The organism is Pelotomaculum schinkii, assembly GCF_004369205.1.
Classification (GTDB): domain Bacteria; phylum Bacillota; class Desulfotomaculia; order Desulfotomaculales; family Pelotomaculaceae; genus Pelotomaculum_C; species Pelotomaculum_C schinkii.
The window spans coordinates 118,860-136,243 of the sequence record NZ_QFGA01000001.1 but is presented as its reverse complement, the minus strand read 5'-3'; the positions used below and the strand labels follow the sequence as shown (position 1 = coordinate 136,243).

Annotated in this window: 16 protein-coding genes; 2 read left to right on the top strand and 14 right to left on the bottom strand. The window is 44.8% G+C overall.

Annotated elements, in window-relative coordinates:
* Nucleotides 1-5: 5 nt before the first annotated feature.
* From Psch_RS00720 to Psch_RS00655, 14 genes are all read right to left on the bottom strand, one after another.
* Complete coding sequence (locus Psch_RS00720) at nt 6-1,169, bottom strand: glycosyltransferase family 4 protein (protein WP_134216937.1); 1,164 nt, start codon at nt 1,167-1,169, stop codon at nt 6-8.
* Between the two features lie 82 nt (nt 1,170-1,251).
* Entirely contained in the window at nt 1,252-2,472 is a 1,221-nt protein-coding gene (locus Psch_RS00715; RefSeq protein ID WP_134216938.1) for a glycosyltransferase, read from the bottom strand.
* Nucleotides 2,469-3,860 carry an O-antigen ligase family protein gene (locus tag Psch_RS00710; RefSeq protein ID WP_134216939.1) on the bottom strand — a complete coding sequence of 464 codons (1,392 nt, stop codon included), beginning with the start codon at nt 3,858-3,860 and terminating at the stop codon, nt 2,469-2,471. The genes Psch_RS00715 and Psch_RS00710 overlap by 4 nt, the downstream gene beginning before the upstream one ends.
* A 72-nt stretch (nt 3,861-3,932) precedes the next feature.
* On the bottom strand, nt 3,933-4,514 hold the full coding sequence (locus tag Psch_RS00705; protein ID WP_190238826.1) for a YveK family protein: 582 nt from the start codon (nt 4,512-4,514) through the stop codon (nt 3,933-3,935).
* Between the two features lie 269 nt (nt 4,515-4,783).
* A complete protein-coding gene (locus Psch_RS00700; protein ID WP_134216941.1) occupies nt 4,784-6,823 on the bottom strand; it encodes a right-handed parallel beta-helix repeat-containing protein in 2,040 nt (679 codons plus the stop codon).
* 179 nt (nt 6,824-7,002) lie between these two features.
* Nucleotides 7,003-7,953, bottom strand: coding sequence for an NAD-dependent epimerase/dehydratase family protein (locus Psch_RS00695; protein WP_134216942.1), 951 nt, complete (start codon nt 7,951-7,953; stop codon nt 7,003-7,005).
* Nucleotides 7,954-7,972: 19 nt separating this feature from the next.
* Nucleotides 7,973-8,599, bottom strand: coding sequence for a sugar transferase (locus Psch_RS00690; RefSeq protein WP_134216943.1), 627 nt, complete (start codon nt 8,597-8,599; stop codon nt 7,973-7,975).
* 1 nt (nt 8,600) lies between these two features.
* Nucleotides 8,601-9,662, bottom strand: a complete 1,062-nt coding sequence (locus Psch_RS00685; RefSeq protein ID WP_134216944.1) for a GNAT family N-acetyltransferase — start codon at nt 9,660-9,662, stop codon at nt 8,601-8,603.
* Nucleotides 9,663-9,696: 34 nt separating this feature from the next.
* Nucleotides 9,697-10,284, bottom strand: a complete 588-nt coding sequence (locus tag Psch_RS00680; protein ID WP_153189489.1) for a YdcF family protein — start codon at nt 10,282-10,284, stop codon at nt 9,697-9,699.
* Nucleotides 10,285-10,395: 111 nt separating this feature from the next.
* A complete protein-coding gene (locus Psch_RS00675; protein WP_190238825.1) occupies nt 10,396-11,655 on the bottom strand; it encodes an S-layer homology domain-containing protein in 1,260 nt (419 codons plus the stop codon).
* A 201-nt stretch (nt 11,656-11,856) separates the two neighbouring features.
* Nucleotides 11,857-12,798 (bottom strand): SDR family oxidoreductase, encoded by a 942-nt coding sequence (locus tag Psch_RS00670; protein WP_134216947.1) that lies wholly within the window; start codon nt 12,796-12,798, stop codon nt 11,857-11,859.
* A 15-nt stretch (nt 12,799-12,813) separates the two neighbouring features.
* Nucleotides 12,814-13,560 (bottom strand): CpsD/CapB family tyrosine-protein kinase, encoded by a 747-nt coding sequence (locus tag Psch_RS00665; RefSeq protein WP_190238824.1) that lies wholly within the window; start codon nt 13,558-13,560, stop codon nt 12,814-12,816.
* On the bottom strand, nt 13,553-14,248 hold the full coding sequence (locus Psch_RS00660) for a YveK family protein (RefSeq protein ID WP_134216949.1): 696 nt from the start codon (nt 14,246-14,248) through the stop codon (nt 13,553-13,555). Before Psch_RS00660 ends, Psch_RS00665 begins: the two co-directional genes overlap by 8 nt.
* Before the next feature lie 17 nt (nt 14,249-14,265).
* Entirely contained in the window at nt 14,266-15,042 is a 777-nt protein-coding gene (locus Psch_RS00655; protein ID WP_243120437.1) for an SH3 domain-containing protein, read from the bottom strand.
* Between the two features lie 286 nt (nt 15,043-15,328).
* On the opposite strand from Psch_RS00655, the gene Psch_RS00650 reads away from it, so the two are divergent.
* Nucleotides 15,329-16,306, top strand: a complete 978-nt coding sequence (locus tag Psch_RS00650) for a sulfurtransferase (RefSeq protein ID WP_134216951.1) — start codon at nt 15,329-15,331, stop codon at nt 16,304-16,306.
* Nucleotides 16,307-16,350: 44 nt separating this feature from the next.
* The gene (locus Psch_RS00645) at nt 16,351-17,331 is read left to right on the top strand and encodes a sulfurtransferase (protein ID WP_134216952.1); all 981 of its coding nucleotides are present in this window, start codon (nt 16,351-16,353) and stop codon (nt 17,329-17,331) included.
* Nucleotides 17,332-17,384: the final 53 nt, after the last annotated feature.

Here is a 17,384-nt window from a genome sequence, read left to right as displayed (position 1 = left end):
CCATTTTAATAAGGGGCGTCTGTCCGGCGTCCCTTATTTTCTACTATTTGCTCATATAAATCTGCTACCTGTTCAGCCCACGTTTCCACTCCATATCGCTCAATAATTAGTGATTGACCGGCTGCAGTTCGGGCAGCAAGCTTTTCCGGCGCCCATTTCATAATTTTTATGATCCCCTGCGCCAAACCTGCGCTGTCTTCGCTTGGAAAAAAAACCACACCTGGCGCTTCCCTCGCCCATTCCAGGCCTCGAATGTCACTGCATATTACAGGCAAGCCGATAGCCATTGCCTCTGCAACAGCATAAGAAAAACCTTCCGTCCGGCTGGCGGACACAAAAATATCGGCGGCTTTTAGGTAATTGGTTACTTCATTTTCAGGCTCGATGATCCTCACCCAATCAGGAATCCTGTCTTTAAATCTCTTACGGACGAAATGAAACAATACATCTTGCCCAACCAGGCAGAGTTTTACCTGTAATCCATAACGCATTAAATATTCCATGGCGCTTAATGTTATATCTACACCTTTTATATACGGTTCCCAAGCATATTGAAGACATAAAACCTCTTCAGCTGTAACATGAAAAGAATTACGCATTTCTTGCCGTGTTTTTGTACACTTGGTCAATCTTCCCAGATCAATACCATTTGGAACAACAAAAGCCTGCCGTTCCAACAACCCCCTCTCTCTCATTGAAATAAACCCGCCGCTTGAAACCACAATCGCATGTACGCTTCTACCAATAATTTTATATTTCACCAGATCTCGCAGCTGTCGCATAAAAGTCTTTTTTACACGGGCCGGAGAATGAATATGCCATAGAACCTCAATGTTATTATTATTATTTATCTTATCATGCAATTTAGAAAGCCAGGCAACTACATCGTAATTTGTAAAATGTGTGTGTATAATTTTGATTCCTTCGTGGTTAACGATCTGGTCAACTGCTTTTATTTGACTAAATATTGACTTCCTCTTGGGAATAATGTAAATACACTTATTTTCTCTTTGTACTCGCTGAAACCAGTTGAATTCTTTTGCCCCTTCTGGAAAGGCCAATATTTGCCGCCAACCACGCTCTTGTAGCCTTCTTTCCAAAGCTATTAAGGAAGGGATGAAATTACCTTCATACGGACCATTATAATTGGCCAACTGTAAAACTTTCACTATATCTCTTCCTTTGTAAAGGCAAATTTACAACCATTATTAAAAATTCGTTGGCGTATATTCGCCCAAAAGTTGAACACAACTACTTCGATTTCATTAACCCAAGCAAGTCCTTAACCACCGTCTCAATACTATACTCTTCAAAAACACGCCGGCGACCCCGCTCGGCAATGGTCTGTAAATACTCTGCGTCTCTCATTAACGTCTCCATAGACTCCATCAAAACCTGTGCGCTTCTCTCCGGTACCAGAACACCGGCTTCTTCCCGCAAAAGCTCACTAATTCCGCCTGTGGGAGTGGAAATCACGGGAACTCCCCAGGCCATGGCCTCGATCAAAGATACGGGAATTCCTTCTTTGTCGCCCGATTCAGTCTCAATACTAGGTAACACAACAGTATCTATTGCCCCATTCTGATATAGTCCGAGCAAGGCATCATGAGGTAAACGCCCTTTGAATTCAACTACGCCTTCCAAGCCCAAGGACTTAACTTGCTTGCGCAATTCGCCCTCAAGCGGTCCATCCCCAAATAACCAACAATAAAAAGGTTTTCCTCGTTTTTTTAATAGACTGCAGGCCTCAATCAGATAACTGTGTCCCTTTTTTAAAACCATATAGGCCGGACAGGAAAAAACAAATTTATCTAATTTACCTTCAATCAAGGCCTGATTTTCCGCGTTTAAGCTCTGCCTTACATCAACTCCCATATGAATCACTTCACACTTGTCAGCCAGAGACTTACCTACAGCTTGCTGTATCTCGGCTCGCCCCTGGCGGTTTATGGCACGAACAAACTTTGCGCTTCTAACTTTTTCTTGCAACATGTTATTTTCACTTATATCCCACCGGTGAGCGGTTAAACTCCAGGGTATATTACAAACCTTAGCCGCTATATAGGCAGCTGTGGACGGAGTGGAAGCCCAGTGGGCGTGAATATGGTCTGGCTTTATCTTTTTAACCAGGCGGGCGACGGCTAAACCTTTGGGGAAAACAGCAAGGTTTTTGAGCAGCTTGAGAGGCTTCCTCCAAGTTCGCAATAGATGCCATAAAGTAATCATTACACACAGTGGATGGAGTATCGTCACTGCCAGGGCCATACCCAGGACCTTAAACCCTATTAATGGCAGATGGATACTAATTTCAGCTACCCGCATTGCCTCTTGGCCGGCAATAACGGCTTTGCCCGGCCGCAGTGGAATTACTGTTATTTGATGGCCTTGTCGCCTGATTTCCTGTATTTCGGGTAAAATAAATGTCTCCTTCGGACTCCATGGCGTTTTAGCAGTTATATAAACAATTTTCATAAATATTCATACCCGGCTCCCCTTTTTCTTGTGATAACCTGTTCATCGGCCAGCTTATTAGCCTTGACCACAAACAACATGTTAACAACCAATAGCCCTACCCAGAAATATTTGTTCATGTATTCAGTTCCGGTAAGGGAGGCAAAAAAAAGGTATACCAGCATGCAAACACCCATCGTTTTTTCGGGATCACCGGATAATCCACTAACTGATTTCCATGCAACCAGCCAGAACATACAAAATAAAAGCAAGCCCAACAATCCCAGTTCCGCCAATATACAGAGAAAAGAATTGTGAGCGTCCCTCATTACACCCCGATCTCTGATCTCGTCGCTTGTTTTGAGTAGGTAATCGTTGTAAGCCGTGATAAAACTGTTGATACCGACTCCGGCCGGCCAATTCTTCTTGACCATCTCCACGCCGACCATCCAGATATCAAGCCGTCCGCTGCCGCGGTCGGCGAGTTCTGTCATAGAAACGACTCTTTCAGTGATTAGCGGCGGCATCGTTTTTAAGGCCACACTGTTAAAGAGCAGGATAACCATCATCAAGGAGGTAATAAGCGCTATTTTCAGGATTTTGCTTTTGGTATACACAAAAGCGGCAGCGACTGAAGCCAGTACGGCCAGCCAAGCGCCTCTGGAACCGGACAACAACACTCCCCCGGCCAGAAGAAAACTGCTGATAAAATACAGGTAACGCTGATAACTCCGGTATTTGCAGGTCAGGTATACTGTCAAAATCAGAGCAACACATAAAGCACGCGCGAAGTGGTTGGGGTCTTGCAGATCTGAAACGGAAGCCCTCGTGACAAAACCGGCCTCATATACCCCCAAGGTGGCAATTATGGCGGCAGCAACGGCGCCAACAACATAACTGACTAAAACAACACGAAGTTTATCATCAGAATTGATTAAATTTCTGCTCATCAAGTACAGAAGGACCAGTTGGGATATGGTTAATACTGCAACTATTCCTTGATCCCAGTTAATCACCCATAAAAGAGAACAGCAAGACCATGCCAGGAAAAGCAGCGCCACCCCCAAGAAGCGGTCTGTCTTTATTTTTTCCCTTTTTAATATTACTTGGAAAAACCAGCATATAAATGTGACAGCCCCTACCACCCTCACCAAAGTAAAGGAGAAACCCAAAGTGGTCAATTCTTCAAACGGCACCATAAACATCATGCCGATCAGTCCAAGAAAAGGTTTCCAGAGTATTAGCGGAATACTTAAGGCTGTTATGACTGTTATTAACAAATTGCCGGTAAGGGAGGCCAGGCATCCCAATGCTGCGCCGCAGGCAACAGCCAAAAGCAGGGACGGTAGTGATTGTTCACTGGTTTGGCCTTTTAGCTTCGCTGCTCCAATAATTCTCACTTCTTTCATTTCAGCGCTCCCTGTTTATCCAGACTGCTTCATATCACTAACAGCAAACCTACGGGGTCATGGAAGCCCGCTTCAACCCTGATCTGCTTTTAACAATTTCTCTTCCAAGCAGAACGAAATGATGATGGCGACAATCAATCCCGCCAAAAAAGCTCCGGCAATATTCACCAGAAAGTCGGGTTGATCAGGTTTTACCGGGATATCCGCATAGCTGACCACTTTTATGTTATCTTTTTCATACAGCTGCGTGGTTTTCTTCCTTAAAACATCAACTATTTTATTGGCGATAAAGGAGGCTATTTCCGGATTTTCGTCTCTGACAGAGATTCTTAACAGCTCTAAATCCTTGACGGGAGTAACGGTGATTTTATCTGCCAGTTCAATGGCTGTTATGCCGTTAAGCTGCGTGGTTACTTCCTGTAAAATAACCTGTTCTGTCGCCAATTCCCCGTATGTTTTAACAAGCTGACGGTTTAAATTTAAGAAATTATAATCTGAAACAGGATTTTCTTCACCGGTCGTGTTTACTACCATGATGGTAGTAGTCGCGAGGTAAACCGGCGCCATTAATAAACTGATGATAGCCGCGGTAAATATAGATGCTATTGGGATAATCATTAAAAGAGACAGCCTTTTTTTTAGAATTTCGATCAAAAAATACCCCCCCCTTAACAAAAGCAGAGCACACACAACAAAATTCCCGGACATTCACCACCTGGACTACGATTCAATAGTTAACCACAGTTATGACAAATAATTCACAACTTTTCCTCCTCCCCAAAGCGTATGCACATATCGGGTGAAAAGAAAAACGCCCCTTTTGAGTGTGCCAAATGCACCGAAAAAAGCACCAGAGGCGTCTGCTACTAATTGTTATTTACATTGTAGTTAATGCTATACTTTCAATATATAAAAGCGTCGAATTATGACTTTATATAAATACCATCAATATCCACCCGGCATCCACTTGCCAGAGAATTCTTTTTACCATCTACCTCGATTCTCACTAAATGTGATTTGCCATCAAGAGCAACTGTGAAAACCCTTTGTCTGTATTCGTACTCTTTATCATAAAGATCAATCTTGGCCTGCGCGATATCATCAAGATAAACCACAGCAATCCCACGGTCCGGCCCTGTGGTAGATATCCAGGAGAACTCCTTGCCCGTTATGAGTATAGACGCGGATGCTCCTGGAACATCGGAATAATGCAGGGTATTTAGGAATGAATGCTCTGAACTTACTGAACTCCATGAGCCTTCATATTTTATTAATGGATTCTGGTCATCGATTGGAACCACGGCACATTTACTATCTGACCAGTTTCCCCAATTACCAAGGTCATCTTTAGCCCTGACCCTCAGGTAATAGGTACGACCGGCGCTCCCTGAAAATTCTCCTTCATATTCTGAAGTTTCCAATAGCCAGTTTTGCCAGGCTCCTCCCTCTCCCTCTTTATACTGAATGTGGAATTTTGTTACATTGCCTTTTTCAATAAAAATAGAACCTGCCCATTTGACTTTGAACGTTTGTGACTCCGAATCATCACTGGAACAACTGGGACAGAAAATGATATCGGCTGTGGGCGGGATAAGTGTTCCTTCTGCGGATTCGTAGGGCCCAATATCAATACCCCATCCCTGCGGGCGAATACCGCCGTTTATGTCTGTGCCTGGAGACCCATCTTTAGCGCCCCGGTCGATGGCGGGGCTGTTTTTGGCCAGCCTGAAATCGTTGGACATGTAATCAACAAAAAGAGGGTCACGGCTAAAGCTGCGCTCTCCCCGGCCGGTCTCTTGAAACCAAACCCGTTCATTTATGTCCTCACGGGAATACCTCCGGTTGTTAACAGATATTTCTGAATCTATACGGCTCCAAAAAATATTATGATTTTCTCTCTCCAAAACAGCAGAACAACCAAAATGGACCCCGCCGTAGTTATAAGCAAAAATATTATTAATTAACGCTACTCTGGCAATTGAAGTATCGGCCTCAGTACCCGCAATCAATCCATAATCACCAAGAGAACCACAATTGATCGCCAGGTTGTTGTATAATTCATAAGATCCTCCACCCAGCAAGGCAATACCTGCCATTCCATTGCTATCAACAATACAGTTGACCAGTTTATTGTCTTCTCCAACGCACCTGATGCCATAACGTCCATTGTGTCTGACCACGCAGGAGGAAATGACCATACTTGAAGTAATGCACCCAAAACCGTTTCCGGCATTATACTCTGCAAAACACTTTTCAAATAAAATATCCTCACCGCTGTCCAGTTTAAAGCCGTCAGGTAATTCCGGGCTTTCATTAAAGGAGGATCTTGTATGTACAATCCGGGCTTTATTTACCGGCCCGGGAGACACAACAAGACCAGGCCCGTTGTTATTATGCAAGTTGCAGTCTTTAACCAACAGATCTGTGGCTGATATAATATGAAGACCGGTACCACAACCTTGAATTTCCAAATTTCTTAATTGGATGTACCTGTTCTCTCCCCACAGAGTAACCCCGTGTTCTTTAGTATTTTTTATTTTCAACCCTGTTAAAGTTACATAAGAAACGCCAAACTGGAAGTTAAGGCCGTATTTCCAGACGAGCCCCGCGCCGTCCAATATCGCCTCCTCATCCTGAAACACAGCTATTTCAATAGGATTATCAACGGAGCCTGATTTATTTATTGAAACATATTCTTTATAAACGCCTCCCCGGAGCAAGAGCTTTTCCCCTGGTCCCAATTGGCTGACAGCGTAGGTTATGGTCCCCCAGGGACTTGTTAAAGAACCACTGTTATTATCGTCGCCAAAAGGAGCTACAAAATATGCTTCATATTCTTTGGAATTTTTTTTTGATAAATCTATAAAATACTTTTTACCCTCTGTCTTGCTGAAATATTTTAAATAAATATATAACCAGGCCAGGACAAGCAATATCCCAACTGCAAAATAGATTGCAATCATATAATCTCCTCAAATCCCTATCTATTTTGAAATGGATTCGCTCACTAAATAATTATCATTGTTAAAGATATATTCCGTCTATTTAGATTTTAATATAGTAAAATAACACATTTGTAATAATAATTTGTTTGCAAAACTGACACATGACTAGCTTATAAGGATTCAAAACCAGCAGGCATTCAGTAAGATAAAAGTTGGAAATACCTTTGGTTTTCTTTAAGCCACCGGTAGGTTTCGGCTAACCCATCAGTAATATTAGTAGCAGGTTGGAAGCCCAGTATCTTTTTCGCTTTCAAGCTATCGACGATAAGTTTGCGGCCTGCTGCAGGGCTGTCCTGATGAATAACGGGACTGCTGCTTCCAGTTACTTTCTTAACCTCACAGGCCAGTTGGCGCATGGAAACACATTCATCGCCTCCGACATTAAAAATCCCGCCGATAGCTTCAGGCAGGATCATACTTAAAACTACCGCTTCAGAAAAATCTGAGACATACGTATAAGTCCGGCTGTCTGAGCCGTCTCCGTAAACAGTAATTGGTTCATTCCGGATAGCCTGGAGCAAAAACTTAATCGGCACGCTGATCCTGGTATTTCTTGGCCCATAAATATCTGAAGGTCTCAGTATTACAGCCGCAAGACCGTCACTTAAGGCAAGTGTCCGGCACAAGAATTCTTCAGCAAGTTTAACTGCGCCGTGTACCTGTACAGGTTCCAGCGGGTGGTTTTCATCTATGGGAACGTATTTTTGGTTACCGTATACTGCGATAGAAGAGATATAAATAAGCAGCACGTTACGTTCCAGCGCGGCCTTTATTAAATTCATAAAGCCGGCTAAAGCTTCGGTTACGACTGCTGTTTCAATTGAGCGAAGGCGCAAAACCATGGGAAACGCCAGATGAACAATTGTATCAATATCCCTGGTTGCGCTCATAACCGAGTCTTCACAAGCTATGTCGCTGTTTACCAGTTCGACTTGTTTTTTAAGCGGGTGTAGATTATCTTCCCTGCCGGTGGTTAATTTGTCCAGAACCCTTACCCGGGCGCCTTCCAACAGCAGCTTTTCACAAAGATGAGAGCCAAGAAAACCGGCCCCACCTGTAACCAAGACATGACGTCCTTTTAGTCTCATCCGGCCCTCCTGTTTTTTTCTATAATTTCATAAAGGGGTCTACATCTTTACGATCTTCCCTGGCCGTTTCCCCACGGCGGTAAAGGACTACGGTAATTGTCTTCATTAATATTCTTATGTCCGTCCAAAGCGAATTATTTTCAACGTACCAGAGATCCAACTCAATCCTTTCGGGCCAGTAAAGAGCCAGACGTCCATTAACCTGTGCCCATCCGGTAATGCCCGGCTTTACGCTTAACCTCTTTTTTTGCCTTTTATCGTATTTTTTAAGATGGTGCAAAGGGGCTGGCCGGGGACCTATCAGACTCATATCTCCACGAAGCACGTTGAATAATTGCGGCAGTTCGTCAATGTCAGTTTTTCTGAGGATTCTACCAATACGGGTTATGCGGGGGTCATCCTTCTCCACAAACATCCCCGAACCAATATTCACAGCATTAGAAACCATACTCCTGAATTTATACATCCAAAAAACCTTCCCATGTAAACCCAGACGCTGCTGTTTGAAGAAGATTTCACCCGGTGATGATAATTTTATTGCTAAAGCCACTGCCAATAACAGCGGACTTAGAATCAAAAGGAGCAATATTGTCAAGAAAATATCAAACACTCTTTTAACAATCCAATATATTCTTTTTTCAAACATCTTAGTACCTCCGGTAAACGGGGAAATAACCTTCACCTTCTCGGGGGATTTTTGACTCCATCATCTTTTCAAGCATTCTGACGGCTTCGTGGTTATGCACCTTTTTCCCAATATAAAAATCCAGGTGTCCGTCCGGAGCAAAGGAACGCTTAAACCGGTAAATACCGTCTCCCTCCCGGTAACCACCGCCAAGTAAAAAATATTTGATTCCTCTCGTTTTTGCCCACTTGATCACTTCATGTTTTAAAATATTGTTGGGACGGTACTGATAATATTGTTCCAGAGTCCCTCCAAGAAAGGAATGCATGTAGAAGTTATTGTACAGCAGCAGCTCAGTTGATACTACCTGATTGTCCTTTATGGTATGAGCATATATAAAATTACCTTTCAACTCTTGATGAATATGGTCATAAAGTTCACCGTTGAAGAAGTAAAACTGACCGGCCCCGTTCCTTGCCAGGGTGTGGTGATAAATGGAAATAAAATCAGTAAAATGGGCCGGGGTATCTTCCATGATTACCTTCAGACCTGCCTGATAAGCCTTTTTTATGTTTTTACGGTTGTTTCGTCCATATCCCAGCCATATCTCTTCTTCTGATTTTCCGAGGTCAACACAGATTACAGACGATACTCTTTCGATCTCAACCTGTTTCTCCAGCAGGCGGTGGTTGCCCAGTAAAGGGTGAAACCGTATGAACTCCGTAATCACGTTGTTTCTTTCACAGTAGGCGGCAAAACACCGGTAAAAGTTATCCAGTACTTTTTCGCCGGCCATATGACTTGCCAGCGGCCCCCCGTAACCATACGGACTGGTAATATCATAAAGCTGCTGCTTGAGCTTACCCTTCAGTCCGGGGATCAGATCGATCTTCCTGAACAAAAAAGGGTAGATAACCATGTCGTTTCCTTCCCGGTAAACAAAGGCCCTCGCTTCTCCCCAATCTTTAAACAGCCCGTGGTATTCAGGCCGGTAGTACAGATCCGGACATACCTCTTTTACGTTTTCCAACTCCTCCAGCCACTGCTGCCGGTCCTGCAAACCCAGCACTTCATAATGTCCCATGCTACAGCAGCCCCCCCCCGGAACCCTTACCTTACTACCAATACCTCAGCCAGTAATAGAGCAATTTAACGTACTCTTTTCGTACCAACCGCCTGTCGTTTTCGCTAATACACCTGCCGTCCACGTTAAATCCCGAGTCATTGGTTGAGCAATAAAGCAATTTCACGCCTGTTTTTTTGAACACCCTGTCAAATACCAGCTTGGCACGCCTCATATGGTAGGGCGAGGTGACCACGATAGCGGATTGATATTGTTTTTGGATAATAATGTTTCTTGAAAAAATTGCATTTTCGTACGTGCTTTCAGCTTTTTCTTCTAAAATAATATCCTCCGTCCGGACGCCGGCTTGGATGGCTTTCTTTGCCATCTGCCGGGCCGACGAGCCGCAGCCGGACATTATGATCTTATGAGCAAAGCCAAGCCGGTAAAGCTCTGCCGCATAAAGCTCTCTTTCCGAATCTCCTCCGAGTGTTATCAAAACATCAACTTTTTCTGGCCGGTCGTTAACGTCCAGCAGCCTCGCCATAAGCGACCAGGGAGGAAAAGCAACGATACCAGCTATAACGAGAAGAAAGCCCAGACTCACGATGATCCACCAACCCCTTTGGCTAATCGGTATCACCCTCCCATTCTTTGTCTAACCAACTAGCCGATAATCTTCCATAGGGGTGAATGGCATTTTATCTCATGATTCATGACTCTTCCAGCCAAAATGATACTCCAGTTGTCAGATTTACCGGCTCATCAGTTGCAGGCCTTGTTTCACTGTGACTACCTGCATGTTCCTCTTTGCTATTTCGTCAAACAGGAATTGCAATGTATCTTGATTGATGCTTTTATCATCTGGAGTCTGGTTGCCTTTGTAAACATTGTGTGTATAGAAAATGGTCCAACCTCCCTCTGCCACGGTTTTGTCCAGAACCTCTTTAATTTCTTCCTCACCCGGCTTTTGCAAGTAATACCTGCTTAGCTTATATGAATTAAAAGGTTTTACATTAATCTGCTTGTCATAGGAGGTCGCGCCGGAGTTGTAATACTCCCGCACCAGCGGGTTAGGGGCGGCAGCAAACCTGAAAGGATAAGCAAAGTTTTCCCCTGTCAGGCTGTACTGCTTCAACCACTGTTTTGATCTCTCCAGCTGATCGCGTATACCTTTTTCGTCCAAATCTTTAAAGTGCAGATGATTGGCGCTGTGTGAAGCTGTTTCCCAGCCTGCGTCTTCCATTTCTTTTAATTGCTTTACCGTCATGGCCCCCTCTGAGCCCACAGACGAAGTACAGACGTAGTTTACTCCCGGATAACCGTAAGCCTTGTGGAGAGGAAAGGCGTTTTCAAATACTGATGAAAACTGATGGTCATAGCTGATGGTGACCAACCCTTTGCCCTTGCCCTGCTCATACATGTAACGTACTAGAATAGTACTGGCTTCTGCCCTTGAGATAGGATTCCACGGCCTGAAAGTCCCGTCGGGATAACCGGCAATCAAGCCGCGCTCTTTAACCGCTCTGATATATCCCCTGAACTCAACAGGAATTTGGTTACCGTCGTCAAATCCGGTAAAGCCGGATCCCTCTGCCAGGCCAAGTGACCGGGACAGAAATATAGCGGCTTCCACCCTGGTTATTGGTTCGTCAGGAATAAAGGCTGTTTGCACATATTCATCGGGGACAATAATTCCGGCAGCTATAGCCGATTCAACGTAGGGGTAACACCAATGATAAGCTCCGACATTTGTGAATGTGGGATTTACCGTAGGTTTTAAAGGAAGGCCGCGGCTTAGCACCAGCGCTTTGGTGAATTCAGCCCTGGTAATATTGCCTTCCGGTTTGAAAGTGCCGTCTGGATAGCCTCTGATAACATTGGCATCAGATAGTTGGCTGATATAGCCTTTCGCCCAGTGGTCCTGAATATCATTAAAGGTCTGGGCAAAGACATTCTGCCCGGGACAAAAACATGCCAGGGTAAACAACAGAACCAATAAATATTTTTTCATCCTGACCTCCTTTGCAAATTAAATTGAAACTTCTTCCCCCGGGCCACTTCTGCCTCATAAAAGTGACGGTACACCCGCACAGCTGTCCTGCTTTCCTATCCGGAGGAGCAATTCAGGTCCGGCAACAGCTCTGCGCAACACTTTGTTTAGGACTTCACTATCGACCTCCTCTCCCCCACCTCCTGCATGATATTCAATTACTTATAAACCGCTTTCCTTAGTGAACCATTCGACCGTCAGCCTTAGGCCCTCTTTAATGTCAGTTTTGGGACAGTAGCCGAGCACGCCGGCCGCCTTTTCCACGCCGGCCAGCGAGTGCTTTACGTCGCCCGGACGGGCAGCTGTATAGACAACGTCCACCCGGGTACCGGTAATGTCCATTAAGATTTCTAATAATCCATTTAAAGTGATTCTCTTGCCGCAGGCAATATTAAACACTTCCCCGGCTGCTGCGCAAGTCTGCATGGACAAAAGATTCGCCTGAACAACGTTGTCAATGAACGTAAAATCCCTGGATTGATTTCCATCGCCGTATATCACCGGCGATGCTTTATTAAGTAAAGCCTTGATGAAACGGGGAATAGCCGCGGCATACTCTGACTTTGGATTTTGCCGCGGCCCGAAAACATTAAAATATCTCAGCCCGACGGTTTCCAGACTGTACAGCTCATAAAAGATTTTTCCGTAAACCTCCCCGGCCAGCTTGGTTGCCGCATAAGGTGACATCGGACACAAAGACATATTTTCCACCTTCGGAAGAACCTCATTGCTGCCGTACACGGAAGAAGAGGACGCATATACCACTCTCCTGACCCCGGCATCCCGTGAAGCCAATAAAACGTTCAAGGTTCCCTCAATATTTACCGCATTGGTAGTCAGGGGGTCGGCGATTGACCTGGGCACCGACGGCAAGGCGCCCTGATGAAAAACAACCTCTGCGCCTGCAACGGCCCGCCGGACATCATCCAGACAGCGCAGATCTCCTTTATATAACTCAATTTCCTTTAATACCGGCTGTAAATTATCAATGCTCCCGGTAGAAAAATTGTCCAGCACCTTAACCTTATGGCCTAACTTCACCAGGGCAACGGTCAAATTGGAACCAATAAAACCTCCCCCGCCGGTAACCAAAATGGTACCCATGCAACAACCTCCATCTTACTTAGCTTGCTTTTTCCCTTCTGTCTTACGGGGTTTTTCGGTTTTTTTCTTTTTCTGTCGAGGAACTGCGGCCGCATTAGCATAATAAGCATGATAATCATCTTTAAGCGCATCCATTCTGGCGCAGTTTAAAGCCACACCCAGAATACTTGCTTTAGCGTTGGTTAAGAGTTCCCTGGTGTTTGTCACCGAATTTTGCGATGCAACCCTGGATCTTACCACTATAAGAACACCGTCCACGGATTTGGACAAAACTGCTGCGTCGGCAAACACCGTTAACGGGGAACCGTCCAGCAAGATCACATCAGCCTTTTCTTTCAGGGCTGCCACAAGCCGGCTCATTTCCTGGCTGCCCAATAATTCCGCGGGGTTGGTAGGCAGCAAACCAGCCGTTAGTATCCTGACCCCGGCTATAGGAACATCCTTTATGACCTGATCAAGATCTTTAAATCCAGATAAAACACTGGTTAAACCTAACTGGTTATCCAGGTTGAATATCAAATGCTGCCGCGGTTTGCGCAGGTCACAGTCTACGATAATCACCCGCTGACCCGCTTGCGCCAAAACAATTCCAAGGTTTGCAGTTATAAAAGACGCTCCTTCACCAAATCCGCTGCCGGCTATAAGGATGGTCTTTAACGTATCACCAACCCCTAAAAACTGCAGGTTCGTCCGCAAAGTTCGAAAAGATTCCGTTATAAAAGATTGGGGCCGGCTGTAAGCAACCAGTTCGTAGCTATTCAATCTTTGCTCTCCCTTCTCCACCGGTTTCATAAACAGCCACAGGTATTAAGCCAATTACTGGGAGCTTTATATTGTTCTCAATTTCGTCGGCGTCCCTGATGGTGTCATCCAGGTATTCCCTGGCAAATACAATTGCCACTGTTAGAACCAGACCAAAAATACCGGCTAGTATAATATTTAGAATCACGTTGGGGCTAACCGGCGAAACAGGCGGTAAGGCCGGGTCAAGTACTTGAATATTTTTCACGTTCAGGACTTTGTAAACCTTGCTGGTAAGCGTCTGGGCCACTCCGTTAGCCATTAAAGCGGCAACCGTCGGACTGGAGTCGCTTGCCGTAATTTTCAACACCTCGGTATCACCGGCCAGTTCCACCTGAATTCTTTTGCTAAATTCCTCCGGGGTAATATCTAAATTGTTGTTCTTAATAACTTCTTCTGCGACTGTCCGGCTTTTGGCCAACTCACTGTAGGTTTTAACAAGCCTTTGATTTAATGACAGGGTATTAATATTTATTTCAGAAGCAGGGTTCATTTCGTCTCTTAACACAATAAGATTTGTAGTTGATTTATAGACTGGCATCAATACGAATAAGTTAACTATCGCACTTGTAAACATAGCTATAACCGGTATTAAAACCAGCACCAGTTTAAGTTCGCCCAGAATTCTTCCGAACTCCTTAAGTCTCATTGCCTATCCTCCCTGGTTTACTGTAAAGGCAGCAAATATTTTTTCATAACCCATCCTGTCTGCCCGGAATCAAATTTTATATTAAGCCATTCACTTGTCTCGGATTGACCAATAATTTCTACGATATCACCGGAATTGAGAGTACCTATAATCGGACCCTCCAGGCTCTCTTTAGCTCTGACGTTAAGGCTCGACGCCTGAACCCTGGCTTTCACCGCCTGCAGGTTTTCTGTTTGATTGCTCTCTCCGGGCTGTTGACCGGTCTGCCCATCCTGATCGGGATTTTCTTTTTGCTGTTCTTCCTCAATTTCTGATTCTTCCGATTTTAGTTCTTCCGCAGCCACCCCCGCGTTTATCAATTTCTGTTTTTCTTCGGCCTGACGCTTTGCGGCCATAATCTCTTCAAGCACAGGATCCACGCCTTCAACTACAACTTTATCCTGTGCGCCCTGTTCCTGAACCGGCTGGGTCTCTATAATTTTTTCCTGCGGTTGCTCAGCGCCAAGAGGGCTTTCCACAGAGCTTGCAGAATTGGTAACGGTTTCTTTTTTCAGCGTATCCTCCGGTTTACTTGTGTTTTCCTGGACAGGTTGAATATTAGGTATATAATCAACTTGTTTAATATCCGTCTTGGGTTTTATTATGATTAAACCCGCCAGTATGGCCAGAACACAACAGGACAACGCCAGCGATTTCTTAAACTTTACCCTTGCCCCCGCTTCTAATTGAGCCAATGTTATGACAATAAAAATAGCAGTCAAAACGGCGCTTGCAACGAGCATCCATGACCACATCAAATTTGCCTCTCCCCCTAAAACACGCCTTAGCATCTTCTCTACCCATTCCTTGTTATTTTATGTCTGTTAAATCGGGCATGTGACACCTAAATATTGCTACTTTTTTTGCTTTCCCGGAATGTAACTTTCCCTTCAGGAACTTCATATGATATTCGGAGATTCCGGGCAATTGGCTGATGGATGGAGAAAGATGGGGAACTCTTTCTAAAATAGTTTGGCAAGTCAATAACATTGAATTTACTAAAAATGGAGTGATGTAACTGTAAAAAGATTTACTTTTGCGTTGGGTTTAATAATTTCATTAACAACTGTATTCTTGGGAATTGGGTTGGTTGGCGGCTGCAGTCAAAAGCAAACAACAATTATCCAGCCTGAAGCGATTGAGGAAGTAAAGAAAAATTTGGAACGCCAGGACATTGCAGAAAAAATAGCAGGCTATGCGCACCCGGAAGCTCTCATCAGCGCTTATGCATTAAACGAAATAATTTCCGCTCCCGATACACTTATTATTGATACACGCGGCAGTACATATAGAATTTATCAAAATACCTACCCCAAAGGGCACATACCTGGGGCGACAGCAATTTTACACAGCCTATACTGCCATCCCAACTACCCTGGCCGTATTGCGCCGCCGCTTCAGCTCCAAAACACACTTGGGGAAAGCGGGGCCGGCAGCAACACCAAAATCATTCTTTACGGTGACCAGGGTCTGCAAACCCGGTTGTACTGGGCAATCAAAATGTATGGTTATGACAATGTAAGAATTTTAGACGGCGGTCTGGATAACTGGCAGGGGTCCGGCTACGAAATATCCACCACTGTTTCCAGGCCTAAACGCGCCGTATTCGAGTTTGACTTAACAAAATTAAAGGCTGATCTGATGTATGCAACCATGCGTGACGTAGCGGCTGCGGCCGGCAACAACAATTGCGTCGTTATAGACGCCCGGACCAGCGACGAGTACGCCAAAGGGCACATACCCGGCAGCGTGAATATTCCCTGGTCTTCGGTTTTCAATAAAGACATGACCTTTAAGCCTGCTCCCAGTCTAACAAGTCTGTTTGCAAGCAAAAATGTTACGCAGGATAAGAAAATTATTGTTTACTGCAACAACGGTGTGCAATGCACCATGATTTGGTTTACCCTTTCAGAACTTTTGGGGTATCCGGATGTAAAAAGTTATGACGGTTCTTTTAATGAGTGGCAACAAAACGGCAAGCCCGTGGCGCAACAGTCCGCAAGTTCGCCCCAAATATAATGAAGAAAGTATATAAGCTTTGAAAGAAAGGGCAGGGTGAGAACATGAACAGAAAAAAAAAGATATTCCTATTCAGCCTGTTAATATTTATGATGGCCGGCTTCCTTTGTATACTGGCAGGTTGCAAACGCTCCTCAACCGGTATCAAAACAGTACAGTTAAGTCCGGCTGAACAGGCCGCCCAAAAGATATCGGGCTACAGCAACCCGGACGCTGTGATCAGCGTTTATGAACTCAACGACATGATCAATGATCCCAACCTGGTAATCCTGGACGCGCGCGGCGGTACTTCCAGGACACTGAAAGCAATCCTGGCGGAGGGGTACTTGCCGGGAGCGATTCAAATCATAGCTTCTCATTATCAGGATCCGGCTCGCTGGAACAGCATCGCCCCCGCGAAATATATTGAAAGGTACCTGCGAGAACTAGGCCTTGACAATTACAGTAAAATTGTCATCTATGGAAACGACAACTGCCTGCAGGGCCGGGTTTACTGGATGCTGAAAATGTACGGCTGTGATAACGAAGTCAAGATTTTAGATGGTGGTTTTGAAAAGTGGCAAGAGGCCGGTCTTCAGGAAAACATAGCAAAGCCGACAAAACTCCCCCGCAGCAACTTTGGGTTCAATCCGGTTAAAGAAGACTTGAGCTTTAAAACAGATTTAAAAGAAATGGGGGCTGTTGTAGGCAGCAACGACCCAAACAACATTATTGTTGACGCCCGTCCAAACAATGACTACTTAAGCGGACATATCCCCTCCAGCGTTAATATCAGTATCAACGATATCTTAAACGATGACAAAACCTTTAAAACAGCGCAGGAACTAGCCGACATCTTCACCAGCCGTGGCGTTACCCAGAACAAAAACGTATACGTTTATTCAACTCAGGGCGAAGAATCTTCCCTGGTCTGGTATGTGCTTCATGAATTGATGGGTTATCCCAGCGTGAAGAATTACTACGGCGGATTTAGAGAATGGAATTACAGGGAACGTCCCCTTGAAAAAGGCGGAGCAAGCGCTTAAAACCAACCGGCTCCAAAATAGTTTGAAGCAAGGAGCAATGGCTCCGCTACTTT

Bases quoted from the DNA above. Each gene is read 5' to 3' on its own strand.
- Psch_RS00715 (WP_134216938.1), bottom strand. From the start codon at position 2,472: ATGAAAATTGTTTATATAACTGCTAAAACGCCATGGAGTCCGAAGGAG.
- Psch_RS00710 (WP_134216939.1), bottom strand. From the start codon at position 3,860: ATGAAAGAAGTGAGAATTATTGGAGCAGCGAAGCTAAAAGGCCAAACC.
- Psch_RS00700 (WP_134216941.1), bottom strand. From the start codon at position 6,823: ATGATTGCAATCTATTTTGCAGTTGGGATATTGCTTGTCCTGGCCTGG.
- Psch_RS00695 (WP_134216942.1), bottom strand. From the start codon at position 7,953: ATGAGACTAAAAGGACGTCATGTCTTGGTTACAGGTGGGGCCGGTTTT.
- Psch_RS00690 (WP_134216943.1), bottom strand. From the start codon at position 8,599: ATGTTTGAAAAAAGAATATATTGGATTGTTAAAAGAGTGTTTGATATT.
- Psch_RS00685 (WP_134216944.1), bottom strand. From the start codon at position 9,662: ATGGGACATTATGAAGTGCTGGGTTTGCAGGACCGGCAGCAGTGGCTG.
- Psch_RS00675 (WP_190238825.1), bottom strand. From the start codon at position 11,655: ATGAAAAAATATTTATTGGTTCTGTTGTTTACCCTGGCATGTTTTTGT.
- Psch_RS00670 (WP_134216947.1), bottom strand. From the start codon at position 12,798: ATGGGTACCATTTTGGTTACCGGCGGGGGAGGTTTTATTGGTTCCAAT.
- Psch_RS00660 (WP_134216949.1), bottom strand. From the start codon at position 14,248: ATGAGACTTAAGGAGTTCGGAAGAATTCTGGGCGAACTTAAACTGGTG.
- Psch_RS00655 (WP_243120437.1), bottom strand. From the start codon at position 15,042: ATGTGGTCATGGATGCTCGTTGCAAGCGCCGTTTTGACTGCTATTTTT.
- Psch_RS00645 (WP_134216952.1), top strand. From the start codon at position 16,351: ATGAACAGAAAAAAAAAGATATTCCTATTCAGCCTGTTAATATTTATG.